The 20381-nt window shown below is 72.8% G+C and carries 20 protein-coding genes; 15 read left to right on the plus strand and 5 right to left on the minus strand.

Annotated features, from left to right (window positions below):
- Positions 1–27 precede the first annotated feature (27 nt).
- A complete protein-coding gene (locus AC5RWQ_RS16470) occupies positions 28–1038 on the plus strand; it encodes an aldo/keto reductase (protein ID WP_494283591.1) in 1011 nt (336 codons plus the stop codon).
- 64 nt (positions 1039–1102) lie between these two features.
- On the opposite strand, the gene AC5RWQ_RS16475 is transcribed toward AC5RWQ_RS16470, so the two are convergent.
- Entirely contained in the window at positions 1103–1345 is a 243-nt protein-coding gene (locus AC5RWQ_RS16475) for a winged helix-turn-helix domain-containing protein (protein ID WP_494283592.1), read from the minus strand.
- 333 nt (positions 1346–1678) lie between these two features.
- On the opposite strand from AC5RWQ_RS16475, the gene AC5RWQ_RS16480 reads away from it, so the two are divergent.
- The 3 genes from AC5RWQ_RS16480 to AC5RWQ_RS16490 are packed head-to-tail and all read left to right on the plus strand — an operon-like array spanning position 1679 to position 2483.
- Positions 1679–1966: a hypothetical protein gene (locus AC5RWQ_RS16480; RefSeq protein WP_494283593.1), complete on the plus strand. Its 288-nt coding sequence runs from the start codon at positions 1679–1681 to the stop codon at positions 1964–1966.
- The gene (locus AC5RWQ_RS16485; protein WP_494283594.1) at positions 1966–2229 is read left to right on the plus strand and encodes a hypothetical protein; all 264 of its coding nucleotides are present in this window, start codon (positions 1966–1968) and stop codon (positions 2227–2229) included. The genes AC5RWQ_RS16480 and AC5RWQ_RS16485 overlap by 1 nt, the downstream gene beginning before the upstream one ends.
- Entirely contained in the window at positions 2223–2483 is a 261-nt protein-coding gene (locus AC5RWQ_RS16490; RefSeq protein WP_494283595.1) for a hypothetical protein, read from the plus strand. The genes AC5RWQ_RS16485 and AC5RWQ_RS16490 overlap by 7 nt, the downstream gene beginning before the upstream one ends.
- 38 nt (positions 2484–2521) lie before the next feature.
- Here AC5RWQ_RS16490 and AC5RWQ_RS16495 read toward each other — a convergent pair whose 3' ends face one another.
- Positions 2522–2857, minus strand: coding sequence for a hypothetical protein (locus AC5RWQ_RS16495; RefSeq protein WP_494283596.1), 336 nt, complete (start codon positions 2855–2857; stop codon positions 2522–2524).
- A gap of 382 nt (positions 2858–3239) precedes the next feature.
- Here AC5RWQ_RS16495 and AC5RWQ_RS16500 point away from each other — a divergent pair, with 382 nt between their 5' ends.
- The 3 genes from AC5RWQ_RS16500 (at position 3240) to AC5RWQ_RS16510 (ending at position 6411) form a co-directional block, all read left to right on the plus strand.
- A complete protein-coding gene (locus AC5RWQ_RS16500; protein ID WP_494283597.1) occupies positions 3240–4646 on the plus strand; it encodes an AAA family ATPase in 1407 nt (468 codons plus the stop codon).
- Positions 4643–5347: a hypothetical protein gene (locus AC5RWQ_RS16505; RefSeq protein ID WP_494283598.1), complete on the plus strand. Its 705-nt coding sequence runs from the start codon at positions 4643–4645 to the stop codon at positions 5345–5347. The genes AC5RWQ_RS16500 and AC5RWQ_RS16505 overlap by 4 nt, the downstream gene beginning before the upstream one ends.
- Positions 5348–5511: 164 nt before the next feature.
- Positions 5512–6411, plus strand: a complete 900-nt coding sequence (locus AC5RWQ_RS16510) for a TIGR01777 family oxidoreductase (protein ID WP_494283599.1) — start codon at positions 5512–5514, stop codon at positions 6409–6411.
- Between the two features lie 48 nt (positions 6412–6459).
- Here the strand turns inward: AC5RWQ_RS16510 and AC5RWQ_RS16515 are convergent, their stop codons facing one another.
- A complete protein-coding gene (locus tag AC5RWQ_RS16515) occupies positions 6460–7683 on the minus strand; it encodes an extracellular catalytic domain type 1 short-chain-length polyhydroxyalkanoate depolymerase (RefSeq protein WP_494283600.1) in 1224 nt (407 codons plus the stop codon).
- Positions 7684–7881: 198 nt separating this feature from the next.
- Here AC5RWQ_RS16515 and AC5RWQ_RS16520 point away from each other — a divergent pair, with 198 nt between their 5' ends.
- The 5 genes from AC5RWQ_RS16520 to nadE all read left to right on the plus strand — a co-directional run bounded on the left by AC5RWQ_RS16520 (position 7882) and on the right by nadE (position 13090).
- Positions 7882–9708: a DUF6311 domain-containing protein gene (locus AC5RWQ_RS16520; RefSeq protein ID WP_494283601.1), complete on the plus strand. Its 1827-nt coding sequence runs from the start codon at positions 7882–7884 to the stop codon at positions 9706–9708.
- Between the two features lie 74 nt (positions 9709–9782).
- Positions 9783–10424, plus strand: a complete 642-nt coding sequence (lipB, locus tag AC5RWQ_RS16525) for a lipoyl(octanoyl) transferase LipB (protein ID WP_494283602.1) — start codon at positions 9783–9785, stop codon at positions 10422–10424.
- A 126-nt stretch (positions 10425–10550) separates the two neighbouring features.
- Positions 10551–10895 (plus strand): YciI family protein, encoded by a 345-nt coding sequence (locus AC5RWQ_RS16530; protein ID WP_494283603.1) that lies wholly within the window; start codon positions 10551–10553, stop codon positions 10893–10895.
- Between the two features lie 9 nt (positions 10896–10904).
- A complete protein-coding gene (locus AC5RWQ_RS16535) occupies positions 10905–12173 on the plus strand; it encodes an RNA polymerase sigma factor (RefSeq protein ID WP_494283604.1) in 1269 nt (422 codons plus the stop codon).
- Between the two features lie 92 nt (positions 12174–12265).
- Entirely contained in the window at positions 12266–13090 is an 825-nt protein-coding gene (nadE, locus tag AC5RWQ_RS16540) for an NAD(+) synthase (protein WP_494283605.1), read from the plus strand.
- Between the two features lie 18 nt (positions 13091–13108).
- On the opposite strand, the gene AC5RWQ_RS16545 is transcribed toward nadE, so the two are convergent.
- On the minus strand, positions 13109–14137 hold the full coding sequence (locus tag AC5RWQ_RS16545; protein ID WP_494283606.1) for an FUSC family protein: 1029 nt from the start codon (positions 14135–14137) through the stop codon (positions 13109–13111).
- Between the two features lie 88 nt (positions 14138–14225).
- Positions 14226–15512: an aspartate--tRNA(Asn) ligase gene (gene aspS / locus AC5RWQ_RS16550; protein ID WP_494283607.1), complete on the minus strand. Its 1287-nt coding sequence runs from the start codon at positions 15510–15512 to the stop codon at positions 14226–14228.
- Between the two features lie 425 nt (positions 15513–15937).
- Between aspS and lipA the strand changes: the two genes are divergently transcribed.
- The 3 genes from lipA to AC5RWQ_RS16565 all read left to right on the plus strand — a co-directional run bounded on the left by lipA (position 15938) and on the right by AC5RWQ_RS16565 (position 20185).
- Positions 15938–16927, plus strand: coding sequence for a lipoyl synthase (gene lipA / locus AC5RWQ_RS16555; protein ID WP_334492925.1), 990 nt, complete (start codon positions 15938–15940; stop codon positions 16925–16927).
- A gap of 59 nt (positions 16928–16986) precedes the next feature.
- Positions 16987–18615, plus strand: a complete 1629-nt coding sequence (locus tag AC5RWQ_RS16560) for a hypothetical protein (protein ID WP_494283608.1) — start codon at positions 16987–16989, stop codon at positions 18613–18615.
- 124 nt (positions 18616–18739) lie between these two features.
- Positions 18740–20185: an NAD(P)/FAD-dependent oxidoreductase gene (locus AC5RWQ_RS16565; protein WP_494283609.1), complete on the plus strand. Its 1446-nt coding sequence runs from the start codon at positions 18740–18742 to the stop codon at positions 20183–20185.
- Positions 20186–20381: the final 196 nt, after the last annotated feature.

Genomic DNA, 20381 nt, shown 5'->3' on the forward strand with positions numbered 1-20381 from the left:
GCGCACTCCAGGTTGAAAAGTGGTCCCATGACGACGACACGACGACTGGGGCGCAGCGGTATCGAGGTCAGCGCGATCGGCATGGGCTGCTGGGCGATCGGCGGCCCGCTCTGGGAGGGCGAGCAGCCGCTCGGCTGGGGCGAGGTCGACGACGACGAGTCGGTGCGCACGGTCCACCGGGCGCTCGACCTCGGGGCGACGCTCTTCGACACGTCCAGCAACTACGGCGCCGGACACAGCGAGCGGGTGCTCGGGCGCGCCCTCGCCGGCCGCCGCGACCGGGCGGTGATCGCCACCAAGTTCGGCCACCCCACCGACGAGACCACCCGGCAGGCCACCGGCGTCGACGCCAGCCCGGCCTACGCGCGGCGCAGCCTGGAGGACTCGCTGCGCCGACTCGACACCGACCACGTCGACCTGTACCAGCTGCACGTCAACGCGCTGCCGGTGCCGCAGGCGCTGGACCTGGTCGACACGCTGGAGGCGCTGGTCGCCGAGGGCAACATCCGGGCGTACGGCTGGAGCACCGACGACCCCGCCTCGGCGCGGGCGTTCGCGGCGGCGGGGCCACACTGCGCGACGATCCAGCACGACCAGTCGGTGCTGCGGGACAACGCGGAGATGCTCGCGGTCTGCGACGAGTTCGACCTGGCCAGCCTCAATCGGGGGCCGCTCGCGATGGGCCTGCTCACCGCGAAGTACCAGGGCGCGCCGGCCGCGCGGGGCGGCGACGACGTACGCGGGATCGCCCCGGAGTGGCTGCCCTGGTTCACCGACGGGGTGCCCAGAGCGGAGTGGGCCGACCGGGTGGCACGGGTACGTGAAGCGCTCACCGCCGACGGTCGTACCCTCGCCCAGGGCGCGCTGGGTTGGCTGCTCGCGCGCAGCCCGCGGACGCTGCCCATCCCCGGCTGCCGGACGGTGGCCCAGGCCGAGGAAAACCTGGGAACGCTGGCGTACGGCCCGCTGCCCGACGCGGCCTTCGCCGAGGTGGAGCGCCTCCTCGCCGAGCTGCGTAGCACCCCGGCGCACGCCTGACCGCGCCCGGCATGCGGCTACGCGAGGTGAGACGCCTCGGTTGGACCCGGTCGCGGAACCCCGATCAGGACTTGCCCTGCCCCTGGGGCAGTTGCTCGACGACGAACACGCCGACGCCGTGTACGCCTTCCACCCAGCCCTGCATTTGCAGGACGAGGACCGCCTGACGCACAACGCCGGCAGAGACGCCGTGCTCTTCCTTGAGCTGCGCCGTGGATGGCAGCCTCTCGCCGGGTGCGAGTTGTCCGGACGCAATCTGATCACGGATCTGGTCCGCGATCTGCGCCCACTTTGCTTTGGCGGGCATGTTGACTCCCTGGTCTGCACCGCCATTTGATCACGGCCAAGCTTTACATGACAAGCAAGGGCTAGATCAGCGTTGACTTTACTTGTCTTGTCTGACAAAGTTCGACCTGACCGGCTCCCTGGTCTGCAAACCCGGAGCTGGTCGTCCTGTGGAACCACCCGGCCGACCACTCCCCCGGGCAGTCGGCCGGGTGTCCCCTGCCCGCGATCTGCCGTCGATGGGTTCCGTGAACAGGCCCGGGGCGGGTGCCGGGCTCCGGCTGACCATGCGCGCACGGCCGTCCCCGCCCGCCTCGGCGCCGCACTCGATGAGGAGGCAACACACGTGCGGTCAGTGGCCGACGAACCGGTGGACGCGTTGGAAAAGGTGCTCGGTGAGCTGCCCCTGCCGTGGGTGGTCACCGTGGAGGACGTCAAGCTCGGCCTGCGGGCGTTGCTCGTGCACCGGCCCGAGGAGTGGCCCACCGGCCCGCTGTGCCGCAGCGACCGGACCCCGTACCCCTGCCTGCTGCACCGCTGGGCACGGCGGTTGCTGCGTTCGCGCGGCCTGCCCGACGATGTGATCGACACGGTGGCGGGACGCGGCGGACTGCTGGCCGGCGTACCCCATGGTCGGCGCTGATGGGGTGGCCGCGACGCAACGCGGGCCCGGTGCCGCTCGCGCCCCGGCACCGACGGACCTGGCGCTACGGACGGCGCTGGTGCTCGTGCGGCCTGCGCTGGACGGCCTGCCCCGACCGGCACGCGCCTGTTCCCACCGAACCGCCCGCGCCGCCGCCGAACAGCCGCTGGTGGGACGAGGTGACCAGGGCGAATCCCCAGGTGGGTCGGGCGGGCTGGCTCACCCCGGCACAGACCTGGCGGGCCAACGGCGGCCGATGGTGAGCGGCCGTGGGCACCTGCCGCTGCGGCCCCTCTGGCTCTGCCGGGCGTGCGCCGCACCCTGGCCGTGCGCCACCGCGCGACTCACCCTCCTCCGGGAGTACGCGCACGACCGGGTGGCGCTGCTGGTCTACCTCGGCGGGCTGCTGCACGACGCGGCCGGCCAACTGCACACTCTCCACCCGCACGACGGCCCCGACCCGACCCAGATCTTCGATCGCTTTCTCGGCTGGGCACTACCCCGCCGGCGGACCTGAAGGGTCGTAGTCACTCTGAAGGTCTGCGACAGGCGGCCTCATGCCTCGTCATTTGACTTGGTGTTCTGACGGACCGTGGCGATGGTGCCGGCGATCCCGAGGAGCAAGGCTGCAGCACCCGACAGCGCCAACCAGGCGGGCCAATCTCCGTCGAGAACTGTGCCGTTGCAGCAGAGAGCCATACCCGCTGCCACCAATCCGCCGACGGAAAGGCAGCCAGGTGCCGACGGCTGAGGTTGGGCCGTCGAACCGGCCGAGGAGAGTTTTTGCCCTGGCTCGGCGAGCTGATCATCGTCGGGTCGGTCAGGCGGCACCCGCGGCGCTTCGACTCGCGCTTCCCTCTTCTGCCGGAGACTCCTGAGCATGTCGCTCACCTGAGACTTGCTGAGACCGGGCCCGTCTTCTGCCGGCAGGTACTCGACGGTCGTGCGCAAAGGCGTTGACGGCGTTGACGGCGTTGAGCTGTTGCGGTGGCGGGGATCCGGTGCAGGCTTCCCCGGTGCCGCTCCGGCATCTGTACGGCTTCCGGGCTTACGGGCACTCTGTCGGGCGACGGCCGCGCGGAAAGTTGAGCGTGCGATCTTGCTGACGGGGCTGATCAGGCCGGTGGCGGGCGAGTAGACGAAGGCCGGACGGTCTCTTCCCCTCCGACGACGTGGACCGGATCGTCTCGATCCTCCACTCCGTCCGCGCCACCGCCGCGCCCGTCCCCGAGGTGGCGTAGGTGGCGAGGTCAACTGCGATTAGGCTCTGACCATGCTTACCCGGCTGGAGGTGCAGGGCTTCAAGAACCTGCTCGACGTGGATGTCGAGTTCGGTCCATTCACTTGCATTGCCGGCGCGAACGGCATGGGCAAGTCGAACGTCTTCGACGCCATCGAATTTCTGTCGTACCTCGCCGGTGACTCCCTCCACAAAGCATCCCAGCGGGTGCGGAGCGCGGCGGGAAACAGAGGTGGCGACCCTCGCGATCTCTTCTGGGACGGATACCGCAGCGATCGGCACGAGATGACCCTGGCCGCGGAGATGATCGTGCCCAGGGAGGTCGACGACGAGCTCGGTGAAAGTTCGCGCTCCTTGGCGACCTGCCTGCGCTACGAGGTGACGCTTCGCTACGAGGCGGCACGCGGGGAACATGGCATGGGTGGTCTCCAGTTGGTCCGGGAAGACCTGCGACAGATCGATGACGCTCGGGCGCGACTGCGTTTCCCTGCAGCGGCAAATTTCCTCGATGCGGTCGTCATTGCAGCCAACCGCGGGAGAACCTTTCTCTCCACCAAACATCGAAATGAAGATGGCCTGGTTGTCGACGTCCACGCCGAAGGCGAGAGCATCAAGAGATCGCGCCTTGCCGAGCGGGCCAGTCGCACCGTTCTCAGTACCATGAACACGAGCGACTACCCGACCATCCTCGCAGCCCGACGGGAGATGCAGAGCTGGCGGCGGCTCGCTCTGGAACCGTCGGCGCTGCGGGCGCCGGACGAGGCGATGGACCCGGACTCTCTCGCCCCGAACGGCCGGCATCTTGCCAGCACGCTGTACCGGGTCGCGCACGCGCCCGACTGGTCGGCCGATCCGGAGCGGATGTACGCCATGGTGGCCGGCAGGCTCTCCGACCTCGCCGGAGTCAACGTCGACGGCCTGGATGTCGAATTCGACGAGGCCCGCGAGATCTACACCCTCTTCCTTCAGGAGAGAGGTGGCCTCAGGCTGCCGGCTCGGGCGCTGTCGGAGGGCACCCTGCGCTTCCTGGCCCTCTGTGTGCTGCTTGAGGACGCGGAATTCACCGGGCTGATCTGCATGGAGGAGCCGGAGAACGGCATCCACCCCGCGAACCTCCCCGCGATGGTGCAGCTCGTACGCGACCTCGCCGTCGACCCGGCCGACCCGCCGGACGACGCGAACCCATTCCGCCAGGTAATCGTCAACACCCACGCGCCGGGAGTGGTGCAGCTCTGCGACCCGGCCGACCTGTTGTTGGCGCAGCTCAGGCCAAGATCGACGCCAAAAGGGGGGGTGACCCGTTCGCTGTCGCTCCTGCCGTACCGGAAGTCCTGGCGCGCGACGCCAGGACGCCCCGCCTTCTCCGAGGCCGATGTGGTCGCCTACCTGGCCAGCCCGCCATCGGCGCAACTGCGCCTTCCCCCAGGACTGACGGCATGAGCGACCGGGTGCACTCCGGGCTCTTCGTTGCGGAAGGAAGCTCGGACGAACCGTTGGCCGAGCACATCCAGTTGTTGTTCTCCGAACTCGATGTCGAGGTCAAGCTCAGTCAGCCCCCGTTCGAGCGGCTGCCGAAAGTCCGCAAGGACGTGAGATCCCGCGTAGAAGCCGGCCTCCAACTGACCGGCGGTCCCGTTGATCTGATCGTCGTCCACCGGGACGCCGACAACGCCGGCCACCAGGCCCGGCTGGACGAGATCAGGACGGCCGTCGGAGCGGTTTCGGGCGGCCCAGCCCTCATCCCGATCATCCCCGTCCGGATGACCGAAGCCTGGCTGCTCCTCGACGAGGCAGCGATTAGGCAAGTAGCCGGTAATCCCCGCGGACGTGTGAGCCTCGGCCTGCCCAAGGTCCACGAGGTGGAATCAGTCGCCGACCCCAAGGCCCTGCTCCGTGAATGCCTGGTCAGGGCTGCCGATGTCACCGGGCGTCGGCGTGACACCGTCAAGGGCCGGTTCAACGAGCATCGGCGGCAACTGCTCGCGCGACTCGACCGGTCCGGTCCCGTCTCTCGCCTCGAAGGGTGGAATCGCCTGGTCGTCGAGGTCGACCGGGTCGCCGAAGGGTGGGCCGTTGACCAGCGCTCGGGGTACGGGGTGACGGGTCCCAGGCAGCGTCGGCCCCGCCTGCCGTCGAGCTGAGGCGCGGTCGACGGCCAGATCCGCGTAGTGAGGGTCAGCGGCGAAAGCTGAGGGTATTCGCGGCGCGGCCGAAGTATGCCCCCACCGAAACGTCCCCGACCGGACCCGACTTCTGATGTTCTTCATCCGAATCCAAATCCGGCCCCGTAAACGAAGATATGAACATGCGGATCCTCATGGCCGGCGCGTCCGGCTTCCTCGGCACCCGGCTGGTCGACCGCCTCACCGCCGACGGGCACCAGGTCACCCGGCTGGTCCGGCGACCGCCGCGCGCCTCCGACGAACGACAGTGGAACCCGTCCGCCGGGCAGCTCGACCCGGCCGTGGTCGCCGAGGCCGACGCGGTGGTCAACCTGGCCGGCGCCGGGGTCGGCGACAAGCGCTGGGACGACGCCTACAAGCAGCTCATCCGGTCGAGCCGGGTGGACAGCACGACCACGCTGGCGATCGCCATCGCCGGGCTGCCGGCGGCGGACCGGCCGACGGTGCTGCTCAACTCCTCCGCCGTCGGCTGGTACGGCAACACCGGCGACCGGGCCGTGGAGGAGGACGCGCCGGCGGGCGAGGGCTTCCTCGCCGACGTCTGCCGGGTCTGGGAGGCCGCTACCCGGCCGGCCGAGGACGCCGGGGTACGGGTGGTCCGGCTCCGCACCGGCCTGCCGCTGCACCGCGACGGCGGTCTGCTCAAGCCGCAGCTGCTCCCGTTCAAGCTGGGCATCGCCGGGCGGCTGGGCAGCGGCCGGCAGTGGCTGCCCTGGATCTCGATGCGGGACTGGCTGGACGCCGCGGTCTTCCTGCTGGATCGGGGCGACGTCGCCGGTCCGGTCAACGGTGTCGGCCCGGCCCCGGTCACCAATGCCGAGTTCACCCGGGAGCTGGCCCGCCAGCTGCGCCGCCCGGCGATCATCCCGATCCCCGCGGTGGCCCTCAAGGTCGCCCTGGGTGGCTTCGCCCACGAGGCCCTCACCAGCACCCGCGTGCTGCCGGGCGTCCTGACCAGGGCCAAGTTCCGCTACACCCACCCCGACCTGTCCAGCGCCCTGCACGCCGCCCTCACCGAGTGACGGCGCAGGGGCCCCTCCCGTGCGGGAAGGGCCCCTGCGGGGGTCCGGTCAGCAGCCGATGACCCAGTAGTTGGGGGCGGCCTGCTTGAGGGTGGTGGTGTAGAAGGTGTTGTAGAGGCCCATCCGCTGGTTGCTGCCCAGGGCATAGGCGTAGCCACCGGACTGGTAGGCACGGCCGGCGGTGACGTGGGCGTAGTTGCTGGCGGTGACGCAGACCGGGGACGCGGTCGGGGTGGGCGTGGGGGACGCGGTCGGGCTGGGCGAGGACGTCGCCGTCGCCGTCGGGCTGGGCGTGACGCCGCCGTTCAGGCCGAAGAAGAGCGCGTCCCGGTAGGTCGAGCAGATGGTGTCCAGGAAGTACGAGGTGGCCGTGCCGCACTGGTCGGTGGCCGAGCCGGGGTCGACCGGCGTCCCGTGGCCCATCCCGGAGACCCGGTAGAGCCGGACGGCGTCGCTGCCGTACACCTCCAGGCTGGTGCCGCCGGGCAGCGAGGCGGTGCTGCTGGGGCTCTGCGACACGCCGAGCACGTTGGTCCACTGGTCCCGGGACTCGGTGGCGTTCATCGGCACCACCGTGGTGTCCGAGGTGCCGTGCCAGATGGACACCCGGGGACGCCGGCCGGTGTAGCCGGGGTATGCGTTGCGGACCAGGTCGCCCCAGGCGGCCGGGGTCTGGTCGACCCCGCTGTACTGGCAGGTGCTGGTCGACGCAGGCGGCGAGCAGCGGTAGGGGATCCCGGCGATGACCGAGCCGGCGGCGAAGACGTCCGGGTAGGTGGCGAGCATGACCGAGGTCATCGCCCCGCCGGCCGAGAGCCCGCTGATGAAGATGCGGTTGCCGTCGAGGCCGTAGTTGCTCTTCGCGTAGTCGACCATCTGCCTGATCGACAGCGCCTCGCCCTGGCCCCGGTTGATGTCCCCCTCCGTGTACCAGTTGAAGCAGCTCAGCGACTGGTTGGCGCTCGACTGCTGGGGCACGATCAGGGCGAACTTCCACAGGTCGGCGTACTTCTGCCAGCCGGAGTTGGCGAAGTAGCCGGAGGCGTTCTGGGTGCAGCCGTGCAGCAGCACCACGGCCGGCGCGTTGGCCGGCAGGCCGTCCGGGCGGTAGGCGTACATGGCCAGGTTGCCGGGGTTGGAGCCGAAGCCGGTGACCTGGGTGAGGCTGGCGGCCTGGGCGGGCACGGCGACGGCGACCAGGGCGGCCGCGGCCAGCGCGACCCCGGCGACCGCTCCGGCGAGCCGGGCGAGGATGGATGAGGAGCGGCGCACGGCGACCTCCTGTTGCGGTGTGTGAACTGGGTCACCCCCGAGTTGCCGCGACGTTACGTCGATGTTTCCAACCGGCGACATGGCCGGCGTTCACACATTCGTCACCGCCGATGTAGTGGCCGGCAGCCCGTGGTCGCGCCACAAGCCGGCTTCCGTGTCTGCCCGGTGCGTACGGATCCGGTTGGTAACGTCCGCTCCGTGCCGACCTCCCCCACCCGCGCCGCCGACCGGCCACCCGCCAGCGTGCCCGCCGTCGACCGGGGACGAAGGGCCGACCTGGTCGTGGCGCTCGTCGCGGTCGCCCTGGCCGTCTGGGTGACCAGCGGCCTGTGGCGCGACCCGAACCACCGGGCGATCACCGTCAACTCCAGCGACCAGGCGCTCTTCGAATGGCTGCTCGCCTTCGGCGGGCACGCGCTCACCCACGGGGAGAACCCGCTCTTCACCCATTTGATCAACGTGCCGGACGGGGTGAACCTCGCGGTCAACACCTCGGTCACCGTGTACGCGGCGGTCTTCGCCCCGCTGACGTACCTGGTCGGGGCGCCGGCGACGTTCCTGGTGATCCTCACCCTCAACCTGGCCGCCACCGCGCTGGCCTGGTACTGGCTGCTCTCCCGGCACCTGGTCCGCAGCCGGCTGGCCGCCGCCGTCGGGGCGCTCTTCATCGCCTACTCCCCCGGCATGGTGGCGCACGCCAACGCCCACCTGAACTGGACCGCCGGCTGGCTGGTGCCGCTGCTGGTGCTCGGCGTATTCGGGCTGCGCCGGCCGGGCCGCTGGCGGCGCGGCGGGATCATGCTGGGCGTGCTGGTCGCGGTCGCCTTCTCCATCGCCGCCGAGGGGCTCTTCTTCACCGCCCTGGCCCTCGCCGTCTTCCTTGCCGCCTGGGCGCTGCACCCGGCCCGCCGGGCCGAGGCCCGGGCGGCGTTGCCCGACTTCCTGCGCGGGCTGGGGGTGACCGCGCTGGTGGCGGGGGTGCTGCTGGCGTACCCACTCTGGTTGCACTTCGCCGGCCCGCAGCGCTTCCACGGCACCGGTTTCGACCCGATGATCCACTCCGAGGACATCGCCGCGTTCGGGGCCTACCCGAGCCGGTCGCTGGCCGGGGTGGCCGGGCTGGACACCTCGCTGGCGCCCAACCCGACCGAGGAGAACTCGTTCTTCGGGCTGCCGCTGCTGCTGCTCGCCGTGGCCTGCTTCGCCCTGCTGTGGCGGCGGGCCGACCCGGGGCGCCGGGCGACGCTGGCCGCGCTCGGCATCACCGGGGTGGTCTTCGCGGTGCTCTCCTGGGGACCGGTGGCCAAGTGGGGCGGCACCCGCACCGGGCAGGTGCTCCCCTTCGGCGTGCTGGACAACCTGCCGGTGGTCAACGCCGCGCTGCCGTCCCGGCTGGCGCTGGCGGTCGCCCCGGTGATCGGCCTGCTGCTGGCGTACACGGTCGACCTGCTGCGGGCGGACCCGCCGCGGCGGCGCGGCGCGGCGGTGGCCTGGGGCCTCGGCTTCGCCGTGGCGCTGCTGCCGCTGCTGCCCGTCCCGCTGCTGACCACGGTGCGCCCGCCGATCCCGCAGTTCATCACGGCCGGTACCTGGCGCCAGTACGTCCCGCCCGGCGAGGTGCTCACCCCGCTGCCGCTGACCCTGGACGTCACCCCCGACGGGCAGCGCTGGCAGGCGTACGCGCTCACCCACGGCCAGGGCGAGTTCCGCATCCCGGCCGGCTTCTTCCTCGGCCCCGGCGGGCCGGACGGTCGGGGCCAGATCGGCCCGCCGCCGCGCACCTTCGACACCCTGATGGACCAGGCCGGTCGGACCGGGCTCACCCCGATCGTCACCGAAGGCAGCATCCAGCTCTCCCGGGCCGACCTGCGCTACTGGGGGGTCCGGGCGGTGGTGCTCCCCGACGAGGTGGACGGGGCGAAGTACGACCTCGACGAGGAGGCCCTGCGGCGCACGGCCACCGCGCTGCTCGGCCCGCCCCGCCGGGTCGACGACGTCTGGCTCTGGACGGTCCCGGCGCTCTGACCCCCGCCGTCTCTCCGACGCGGGCGACGGAGCTCACGCGGGGTGGAGCGGGGTGCCGGGTCTAGGCTGGCAGGGTGACTGCGACGACTTCCGGGCTGACGACCGTCCACGCCGGCGTGCTCGACTACCAGGCCGCCTGGGACGAGCAGCGGCGGCTGCACGAGGCGGTGGTGGCCGGTGAGCGCGGCGACACCGTGCTGCTGCTGGAGCACCCCAGCGTCTACACCGCGGGCAAGCGCACCGAGCCCTGGGACCGCCCGACGGACGGCACCCCGGTGGTCGACGTCGACCGGGGCGGCAAGATCACCTGGCACGGCCCGGGTCAGCTCGTCGGCTACCCGATCGTCCGGCTGCCCGACCCGGTGGACGTGGTCGCCTACGTGCGCCGCACCGAGCAACTGCTGATCGACGTCTGCGCCGAGGTCGGGCTGGCCGCCGGGCGGGTCGAGGGGCGCAGCGGGGTCTGGGTGCCGGAGGACGACCGGGGTCCGGCCCGCAAGGTGGCCGCCATCGGCATCCGGGTCGCCCGCGGGGTGACCCTGCACGGCTTCTCGATCAACTGCGACTGCGACCTGGGGTACTTCGACCGGATCGTGCCCTGCGGCATCCGGGACGCCGGGGTCACCTCGCTCACCGCCGAGCTGGGCCGCCCGGTCACCGTCGCCGACGTGCTGCCGGTGGTCGAGCGCCACCTGACCACCCTCGTCGAGGTCTGAGCGACTTTTTCCGCCCCGGTGTCCCGCCGGGCGTCCTCCCGATCGTCCCTATGGTGGAGTCGGCGATCAGCGCCGGCACCGACTGAGGCCGGCGACCGGCGCCGGCCCCGGACGCGAGGAGCGGACATGCCCACCTACATCGCGCTGACCTACACCGCCGACGTCGACTGGACGGACCCCGAGCAGGCCGCCGAGATGCAGGAGTACCGGGAGTTCGGCGAGGCCGCCCGGGCGGTGATCCGGGGCGGCGCCGCGCTCTACCCGACCGCCACCGCCACCACCGTGCGGGTCGGCGGCGGCAAGGGTGGCGACGTGCTCACCACCGACGGCCCGTACGCGGAGACCAAGGAGGCCCTGACCGGCTTCTACCTGCTGGACTGCGCGGACCTGGACGAGGCGGTCGCGACGGCCGCGAAGCTCCCCGCGGCCTGGAACGGCGCGGTCGAGGTCCGCCCGGTCATCCCGCTGTAGCCGGTGCCGATGCCGACCGGTGACGCGGAGACGGCGGACGGGTCGGGTGCGTGGGCCGACCCGGCCGCGGCGAGCGCGGCGAGCGTGGTCCGGGCCGAACGGGCCCGGATCCTGGCCACCCTGATCCGCGTCACCGGCAGCGTCGACCTCGCCGAGGACGCCACCCAGGACGCGGTGGTCCGGGCCCTGGAGAGCTGGCCGCGTGACGGTGTGCCGGAGAGCCCGCGCGGCTGGCTGCTGGTGGTGGCCAGGCGGCGGGCGGTCGACCTGATCCGCCGCGAGGCCCGGCGGGCCGGGAAGGAGGCCGAGGCCGTGTCGCTGCTCGACCCCACCCCCGAACCGCCCGAGGTGGTCCGGGACGACCTGCTCCGGCTGGTCTTCACCTGCTGCCACCCGACCCTGTCGCTGGACGCGCAGGTGGCGCTGGCGCTGCGGACCCTCGGCGGGCTGAGTACCGCCGAGGTGGCCCGCGCCCTGGTGGTCCCCGAGGCCACCATGGCCAAGCGGCTCACCCGCACCAAGCAGAAGATCGCCAAGGCCCGCATCCCGTACCGGGTGCCGACGGCCGAGGAACTGCCGGACCGGCTGGTCGGGGTGGCCGCCACCGTCTACCTGATCTTCAACGAGGGCTACTCCGCCGGCTCCGGTGACGACCTGGTCCGGGTCGGCCTGGCCGAGGAGGGGCTGCGGCTGGCCCGGCTGCTGGCCGAGCTGATGCCGGACGAGCCCACCGTGCTCGGCCTGCTGGCGCTGCTGCTGTTGCAGGACTCCCGCCGCGCCGCCCGGCTCGACCCCGACGGCCGGCTGCTGCTCCTCGCCGAGCAGGACCGGTCGCGCTGGGACCGGGCGGCGATCACCGCCGGGGTGGAGCTGGTCGGCCGAGCGCTGCGCCGCACCCCGCACCACCCCGACCGGTACGTGGTACAGGCCGCCGTCGCCGCCTGCCACGCCCTCGCCCCGTCGTACGACCGGACGCCGTGGGACGCGGTGATCTCCTGGTACGACGTGCTGCTCACGGTGCACGACACCCCGGTGGTCCGGCTGAACCGGGCCGCCGCGGTGGCTGAGCGGGACGGGCCGGCCGCCGGGCTCGCCCTGGTCGACGCGCTCGGCGCCCTGACCTGCTACCCGTGGTGGCACGCCACCCGGGGCGAGCTGCTGCGCCGACTGGGCCGGGCCGCCGAGGCGCGGGCGGCGTACCAGGCGGCACTCGCCCTGGACCTCAACGGCCCACAGGCCGCCCACCTGCGCCGCCGGCTCACCGAGCTGTCCCGTTGAGCCGGACCGCGGCTATCTTCGACGCATCGGTGAAGCGCACCGCCGGAATCTCGGCCGGTGCCGAGACCGCAGCCGCCGACGGAAGGACCCCGATGACCGACGTGATGTCGATGCAGCAGCAGATCGCCGATGAACTCCAGGTGTCGTCGACCTTCGACGCCACGGAGGAGATCGAGCGCCGGGTCGTCTTCCTCGCCGACCGCCTGGTCGACACGGCGCTGACGGCGCTGGTGCTCGGCATAAGCGGCGGGGTGGACTCCACCACCGCCGGCCGGCTCTGTCAGCTCGCGGTCGAACGGGCCCGCGACGCCGGCCACCCGGCCATCTTCGTCGCGATGCGGCTGCCGTACGGCGTGCAGGCCGACGAGCACCACGCCCAGGCGGCGCTGGAGTTCATCCGGCCCGACCGGGTGCTCACCGTCGACGTCAAGCCGGCCAGCGACGCCGCCCTGGACGCGCTGGTGGCGGGCGGGCTGACCTTCCGGGACGCCGCCCAGCGGGACTTCGTGCACGGCAACATCAAGGCCCGCCAGCGCATGATCGCCCAGTACGCGGCGGCCGGGGCGATGCACGGCCTGGTGGTGGGCACCGACCACGCGGCCGAGGCGGTCACCGGCTTCTTCACCAAGCACGGCGACGGGGCGGCGGACGTCGTACCGCTGACCGGGCTGACCAAGCGCCGGGTGCAGGCGGTCGCCCGGGCCCTCGGCGCTCCCGCCGACCTGGCCGGCAAGGCACCGACCGCCGACCTGGAGAGCCTGGCCCCGGGCAAGCTCGACGAGGACGCGCTCGGCCTGGCGTACGAGCACATCGACGACTACCTGGAGGGCCGGCCGGTGCCGACGGAGGTCGAGCAGGCGCTGGTGGCCCGCTACCACGCCACCGACCACAAGCGGTGCCTCCCGATCGCGCCCTAGGGACCGCTGGGTGGGCCGTCAGCGCGCCGGCTTTCGTTCACCGGTGGCGATCCGCGCCCGCAACCACGGCTCGCAGAGCACGATCGCGCCGCCGATGACGGCACCGATCACCGTCTCCACCCCTCGGTCGAAGAGGAGCTGCCCGGTCGGGCGGGCCGCCGCGAGCTGCCCCATCAGCAGTGCCATCGGCGTGATGAACAGCAGCGCCAGGCCGTAGTTGCGCCCCACGAGGAGCTCGGTGACGATCTGGAGCGCCGCCACGACGAGGACGGTGGCGTACGGCGACAGCTGCGGCGCGAGGAGCGCCGCAGCTGTCAGCAGTCCGAGCAGCGTGCCGAGGATGCGGTGCCCGGCACGTACGAGCTGCGCGGTGACGCCCCGGGCGCTGAGCGGGGCGACCGCCGCCACCATCGCCCAGTACGGGTGCCCGATCCCCACCGCGGTCGCGGTACCGCCCGCCAGCACCACGGCGAGGGCGTAGCGCACCGGCTCCCAGCTCCACACGTGCGCGAGCCGGGCCGGGCGGCTCCGCTGCCGCCGGACGAAGCTGCCGATATTGCCGACGAGCAGGGCGAACAGGCTGCTGAGCCCGGCCACCGCCGCGACGACCGGCACGTCGCTGACCGCGTGCGGGGCGGAGGCCACGGCACCGAACGCGAAGACGAGGAAGAGTGGCCCCGGCGGGTGCCAGTCCTGCGCGGCGGCGAGCACGGCACCCGCCGCCGCGACGGCCGCGGCAACCGGCACCACGAGCCACGCCCGGGCTTCCAGGGAGCCGACGAGCACCCCGAGGACGACCGACGCCGTGAGCGCCGCCCCGGCGCTCGCCTGCATCGCCACCCGGGACAGATGCACGTGGTTGCGCCCGTACAGGGAGGTGAACGCCCCGAAGACCGCGTACACGGACCAGCCGGGCCGGTCGAGCGCGAGCACCGCGAGGAGCGGGACGAGGACGCTGATCCCCGCCCGTAGCGCGACCCGGTGGGCACCGCGCACCGGGCGGACGTGCAGCAGGCCCCTCAGCGTCGCCCGCACCTGCTCACTCATCCCACTCCTCAGCGGTAGCGCCACCGGCCGCGATGCGGCGGCCGTCGGCGACGAGGGGTACCCGGATGTCGGGGCGTGATCACTCCCTCTACGGCGTGAGCCGGTGCAGGTCGCGCGGGAAGGCCGTCACCTCCCGGACGTTCGCCGCACCGACCAGGCGGGCGACGAAGCGTTCCAGCCCGATGGCGAAGCCGCCGTGCGGTGGCATGCCGTGCCGGAACGCGTCGAGATAGCCGGCGTACGGCTCGACCGGCTCACCCCGGGTGGCCAGCGCCGCGAGGTAGTCGTCGTACCGGTGCAGCCGCTGCCCGCCGGTGACCAGCTCCAGCCCCCGGAAGAGCAGGTCGAAGCCGTTGGAGTACGCCGGCCGCGCCGGGTCGGGATGGGTGTAGAAGGGCCGCTTGGCCATCGGGTAGCCGGTGACGAAGAGGAAGTCCGAACCGTGCTCGGCCCGCGCCCACTCCCCCAGCGCCCGCTCGTGGGCGGGGGCGAGGTCCGGCTCGTCGGCCGGCGCCCCGGCGATCTTCAGCGCCTCGGTGAAGTGCACGGCCGGAATCTCGGCCGGCACCTCCGGCGGGGTCACGTCGAGGGTCGCCAGCTCCCCGGCCGCCCGGTCGGCGACCGTCGCCATCATGCCGGCGAGGGTGTCGCGCAGTACCGCCATCACGTCGCGGTGATCGGCGACGAAGCCCAGCTCGGCGTCGAGGGAGGTGTACTGCGCCAAATGCCGGACGGTGTCGTGCGGTTCGGCGCGGAACACCGGACCGACCTCGTAGACCCGCTCGAAGACGCCCACCATGAGCTGCTTGTAGAACTGCGGCGACTGGGCCAGGTACGCGGGCCGGCCGAACCAGTCCAGCGCGAAGACGTTCGCCCCGCTCTCGGTGGACGAGCCGACGACCTTCGGGGTGTGGATCTCCACGAAGCGGTGCTCGTCGAGGGCGGCCCGGAACCCGGCCACCGCCGCCGCCGAGATACGCAGCGCCGCCGAGCGGGTCGGGTGGCGCAGCGCGACGGGGGCGTTGTCCAGCTGGGTGGGCAGAGTGGCGGTGAGCGCCGGCCGGTACAGGTCGAACGGCGGCGGCACGGCGGGCGGGCCGAGTGGTCGTACCGTCGGGTCGGTGAGCTCGACCCCGGCGGGCGCCGTCGGGTTCGCGGTGGCCCGGCCGACCACCTCGACGACGGTCTCCTCGGTCAGGGTCTCCAGGTGGGCGCGGACCGCGGGGTCGGTGACCACGACCTGAGCCAGGCCGGTGGCGTCCCGCACGATCAGGAAGGCCACCGACTTGAGCAGCCGGCGGCGGTGCACCCAGCCGGCGATCCGGACGGATTCCCCGACATGGTGGCTGAGCTGGGCAGAAAGGATGCGTTGCACGGTGGTACCTCCTTGATCATCGCAACGCGATCCCCAGGGAGGTGTGGGCGAGCGGGAACCTCGCGGTGCCACCACACCTTCGTCCCCGCCGGGGCGGGGACCTCGTTCGTCGCCTGATGACCGGGGCCAGCCGGGCGGGCTCTACTGGGCGCGGCCCGTCAGCGGCCGCCGCCGTTCTTCCCGCAGCTCGGGAGGGTCTTCGCGCACCGGTGCCAGACCGCCTTCCAGCAACCGGCGGCTCTCTGCACTGGCGGATCGGCGCGCTACTCGGCTCCGTCACAGCTCTGCCGGGACGCTAACACGCCGACCGCGTTCCATGTGACGACACTTTTTCGCCCTCCGGTGTCCGGTGTCACAACATCTGCGGCGTGACGCCGGTCGCCCGGCGTTCATCGACCGGCGCCGTCCGGCGTAGTCTCGTTTTCGTGACGATCGAGCACTCCACGCCGACGACCGAGCAGGCCAGCCGCACCGCGACGGTCGCGCCCGAAGGGCGCCGCCTGCTGCGGATCGAGGCACGCAACGCCGAAACGCCGATCGAGCGCAAGCCGCCGTGGATCAAGGTCAAGGCCAAGATGGGGCCGGAGTACACCCAGCTGCGCGGGCTCGTCGCGCGCGAGGGGCTGCACACCGTCTGCCAGGAGGCCGGCTGCCCCAACATCTACGAGTGCTGGGAGGACCGCGAGGCCACCTTCCTCATCGGCGGTGACCAGTGCACCCGGCGCTGCGACTTCTGCCAGATCGACACCGGCAAGCCGGCCGAGTTCGACGCCGACGAGCCGCGGCGGGTCGCCGAATCGGTGGCCGCGATGGGGCTGCGCTACGCCACCATCACCGGCGTTGCCCGCGACGACCTGCCCGACGGCGGCGCCTGGCTCTACGCCGAGACGGTCCGGCAGATCCACGCCCTCCAGTCCGGCTGCGGCGTCGAGCTGCTGATCCCCGACTTCAACGCCGTCCCTGAGCAGCTCGCTGAGGTGTTCAGCTCCCGGCCCGAGGTGCTGGCGCACAACGTCGAGACGGTGCCCCGCATCTTCAAGCGGATCCGCCCGGCGTTCCGCTACGAGCGCTCCCTGGACGTGATCCGGCAGGCCCGGGCCGACGGCCTGGTCACCAAGAGCAACCTGATCCTGGGCATGGGCGAGGAGCGGGCCGAGGTCTCGCAGGCGCTGCGCGACCTGCACGAGGCCGGCTGCGAGCTGATCACCATCACCCAGTACCTGCGCCCCTCGCCCCGGCACCACCCGGTCACCCGTTGGGTCAAGCCCGAGGAGTTCGTCGAGCTGCGCGAGGAGGCCGAGGAGATCGGCTTCGCCGGCGTGATGAGCGGGCCGCTGGTGCGCTCGTCGTACCGGGCCGGGCGGCTCTACAAGCAGGCGCTCGACGCCCGCGAGCAGGTCACCGCCACCTCCTGAGGCACCGGCATCCCGCGTCGGGGGCCGTCGGCCGCCGTCCGGATGTCATGATCACAGGCATGACCGCCGGGGTACGCCAGCAGTCGCGCGACGCGGCACGCCCGCGCGCCGGCCGGTGGCCCCGGTCACCGGTGCTGCTGGCCCTGCTGGTCGGGCTCGCCGGGGTCGGATACCGGCTCGCCCTGCTGCTGGCCGACACGCCCCGGACCAACAGCGACGAGGCGACGATGGGGCTCGCCGCGCTGCACATCGCCCGGGGCGCGGACTTCCCGGTCTTCTTCTACGGCCAGGCGTACATGGGGACCCTGGAGGCGTACCTGGCGGCGCCGCTGGTCGCCCTGTTCGGACCGTCGGTGCCGGCGCTGCGGCTGCCCCTGCTCGCCCTGTACGCCCTCTTCCTGCTGCTCGCCTGGCGGCTGACCCGCCGGCTCGGCGGCGACCGCTGGTTCGCGCTGCTGGTGGTCGCGGTGCTGGCGCTGGGCTCGGACCGGATCGTGAAGAACCAGCTCATCGCGGGTGGCGGCTATCCGGAGCTGAACCCGATCGGGGTGGGGCTGGCGCTGCTCACCCTCGACCTGGCCGCCGGCCGGGTGGCGGGACGGCGGTGGCGGCTCGCCGCGTTCGGGCTGCTCACCGGGCTCACCCTCTGGGTGGACCCGCTGCTGCTGCCGTACCTGCTGGCGCTCGGCGCGGTGCTTGCCGGCACCGTCCGGCGCGAGCTGCGCGGCCGGTCCGGCCTGCTGCTCGGCGGCGCCGCGCTGCTCGGGGCCGCGCCGCTGCTGGTGGAGAGCCTCGCCCACGGCCGCAACCCGCTGACCGCGGTGCTCCACGCCGGCGGCGGTGACGCGGCGGCGGCCTGGGCCGACCGGTTGCACGGCGGCCTGGTGCTCGGGCCGCCGCTGGGCATGGGCCTCTGCGCCCCGAGCCACTGCGCGCCGTGGCAGCTCTGGTGGGCGGTCGCCCTGCCGGTGCTGCTGGTCCTGGCCGGTCTGGCCGCCTGGCGCGGGCTGGGTGGGCCCGACACCGGTGGCGTCGACCCGGAGCAGGCGCGGCGGGCGGGGCCGGCGGTGCGGCTGGCGCTGGTGATCGGGGCGGCGGGCACGCTCGCCGCGTACACGGTCAGCAGCGCGGCCGGGCTGACCCCGGTGGAGAGTTCCCGTTACCTGTCCTGCCTGGGCATCTCGACCCCGGCGCTGCTCTGGCCACTCTGGACGGCCGCCCGCCGGAGCCACCGCCCCGTCGACGGGCGGCCCGCCACCCCGACCGGTCGCGGCCTGCGACGCGTCGCGGCGGTCGGCACGCTGGTCGCGCTGGTGGCCACCGGCACGGTCGCCACCGTCGGCGCGATCGGCCGGACGCCCGCCGACCGCGCCGAGGCGGACCGGCACCGGGCCATGGTGGACGCGCTGCGCGAGCGGGGCGTCCACCAGGTGTACGGCGAGTACTGGACCTGCAACCGGCTCACCTTCGCGGCCGGTGAGGAGATCGTCTGCGCGGTGGTCGACGAGCGGCTGCGCCCCGGCTTCGACCGGCTGCCGGCGTACCGGCGGGAGGTGGCGCGGGCGCCGGCGCCGGCGTACGTCGCGCCGGTCGGTTCCCCGCTCGCCGACCAGCTCGACCGGTCACCGCCGGCCGGGCTGGCCCCGGTGACCGTGGACGGTTGGCGGCTCTGGCTGCCGCCGCGCTGACCCGCACCGCCGCCGACAGGGCCTGACCGCCGGGCATCCGGCCGGCACCCTCGCCGGCCCACCGTCTGGGCGGTGACATGCTAGATTCCGCCGTCCCCGACCCCCTGCGATGGTGGTGTCCCTCATGGCCCAGCCGCACACGGTGATCATCGGTGCCGGTCCCGCCGGGCTGACCGCCGCGTACGAGCTGACCCGGCGGCGGGCCTCGGTCGAGGTGGTCGAGGCGGACGACGTGGTCGGCGGGATCAGCCGGACCGTCGAGCGGGACGGCTGGCGGTTCGACATCGGCGGGCACCGGTTCTTCACCAAGGTGCCCCGGGTGGCGGCGTTCTGGCACGAGGTGCTGCCTTCCGCCGACTTCCCACTGCGCCCCCGGATGAGCCGGATCCACTACCGGGGCCGGCTCTTCGACTACCCGCTGCGGGCGGGGAACGCGCTGGCCAACCTCGGGCCGGTGGAGGCGGTGCGGTGCGTCGGGTCGTACCTGTGGGCGCGGGTACGCCCACCGGCCGACCAGAGCCACTTCGAGGGCTGGGTGTCGGCCCGGTTCGGCGCCCGGCTGTACCGGATGTTCTTCAAGACGTACACCGAGAAGGTCTGGGGGTTGCCCGCGACCGCGCTGCGGGCCGACTGGGCCGCGCAGCGGATCCGGAACCTGTCGCTCGGCGCGGCGGTGCGCGACGCGCTGCGGCCCGGCCGCGGCGGCACCGACGTGACCAGCCTGATCGAGGAGTTCCGCTACCCGCGGCTGGGCCCCGGGATGATGTGGGAACGCTGCGCCGAGCTGGTCACCACGGCCGGCGGCACGGTCACCGTGGACACCACGGTCCGTGCCGTGCACCGCGACGAGGGGCGGGCGGTCGCGGTGACCGTCGTCGGCGCCGACGGCGAGCGACGGATCGCGGCGGACCACGTGGTGTCGAGCATGCCGCTGCCCGCACTGGTCCGGGCGATGGACCCGCCCGCGCCGGCCGTGGTGCGGGCCGCCGCCGACGCGCTGCGGCACCGGGACTTCCTCACCGTCGCGCTGGTGGTGCCGGCCGAGGCCGGCTTCCCCGACAACTGGATCTACGTGCACACGCCGGGGGTACGCGTCGGCCGGATCCAGAACTTCGGCGCGTGGTCGCCGGAGATGGTCCGCGACGGCGGCACCTGCCTCGGGCTGGAGTACTTCGTCACCGAGGGCGACGCGCTCTGGACCGCCGCCGACGACGAGCTGGTCGCGCTCGGCACCGCCGAGCTGGGGCGGCTCGGCCTGATCCGCGCCGGGACGGTCACCGCCGGGTACGTGGTGCGGATGCCGAAGGCGTACCCGGTCTACGACCAGGGGTACGCCGAGGCGGTCGACACCATCCGCCGGTGGCTCGCCGTGGCGGCGCCGAACGTGCACCCGGTCGGCCGCAACGGGATGCACCGCTACAACAACCAGGACCACTCGATACTCACCGCGATGCTCACCGCGGAGAACATCCTCGACGACGCCGGCCACGACGTGTGGACGGTCAACGTGGACGACGACTACCACGAGGAGGGCGGCACCGGTCGCGCCGCGCCGGTGTTCCCCCGCTGACCCGCACTCCCGGCGTGCCCGGCCGGGGTGCCCGATCGGCGTGTCGGCCCGGCGCGGTGGATTTCCTGATGAGCGATATGACGCAGAGGCATATTTATGGGTCTTGTGACGCATGTGTGGGTGGTTCGGTGCGTCGCTTATGGGGCACGCCGTTGTCCTGCCTAGGTTCTGGCTTGTCGAAGGTCAGAACTGGATG

This window comes from Micromonospora sp. BS32, from assembly GCF_059089345.1.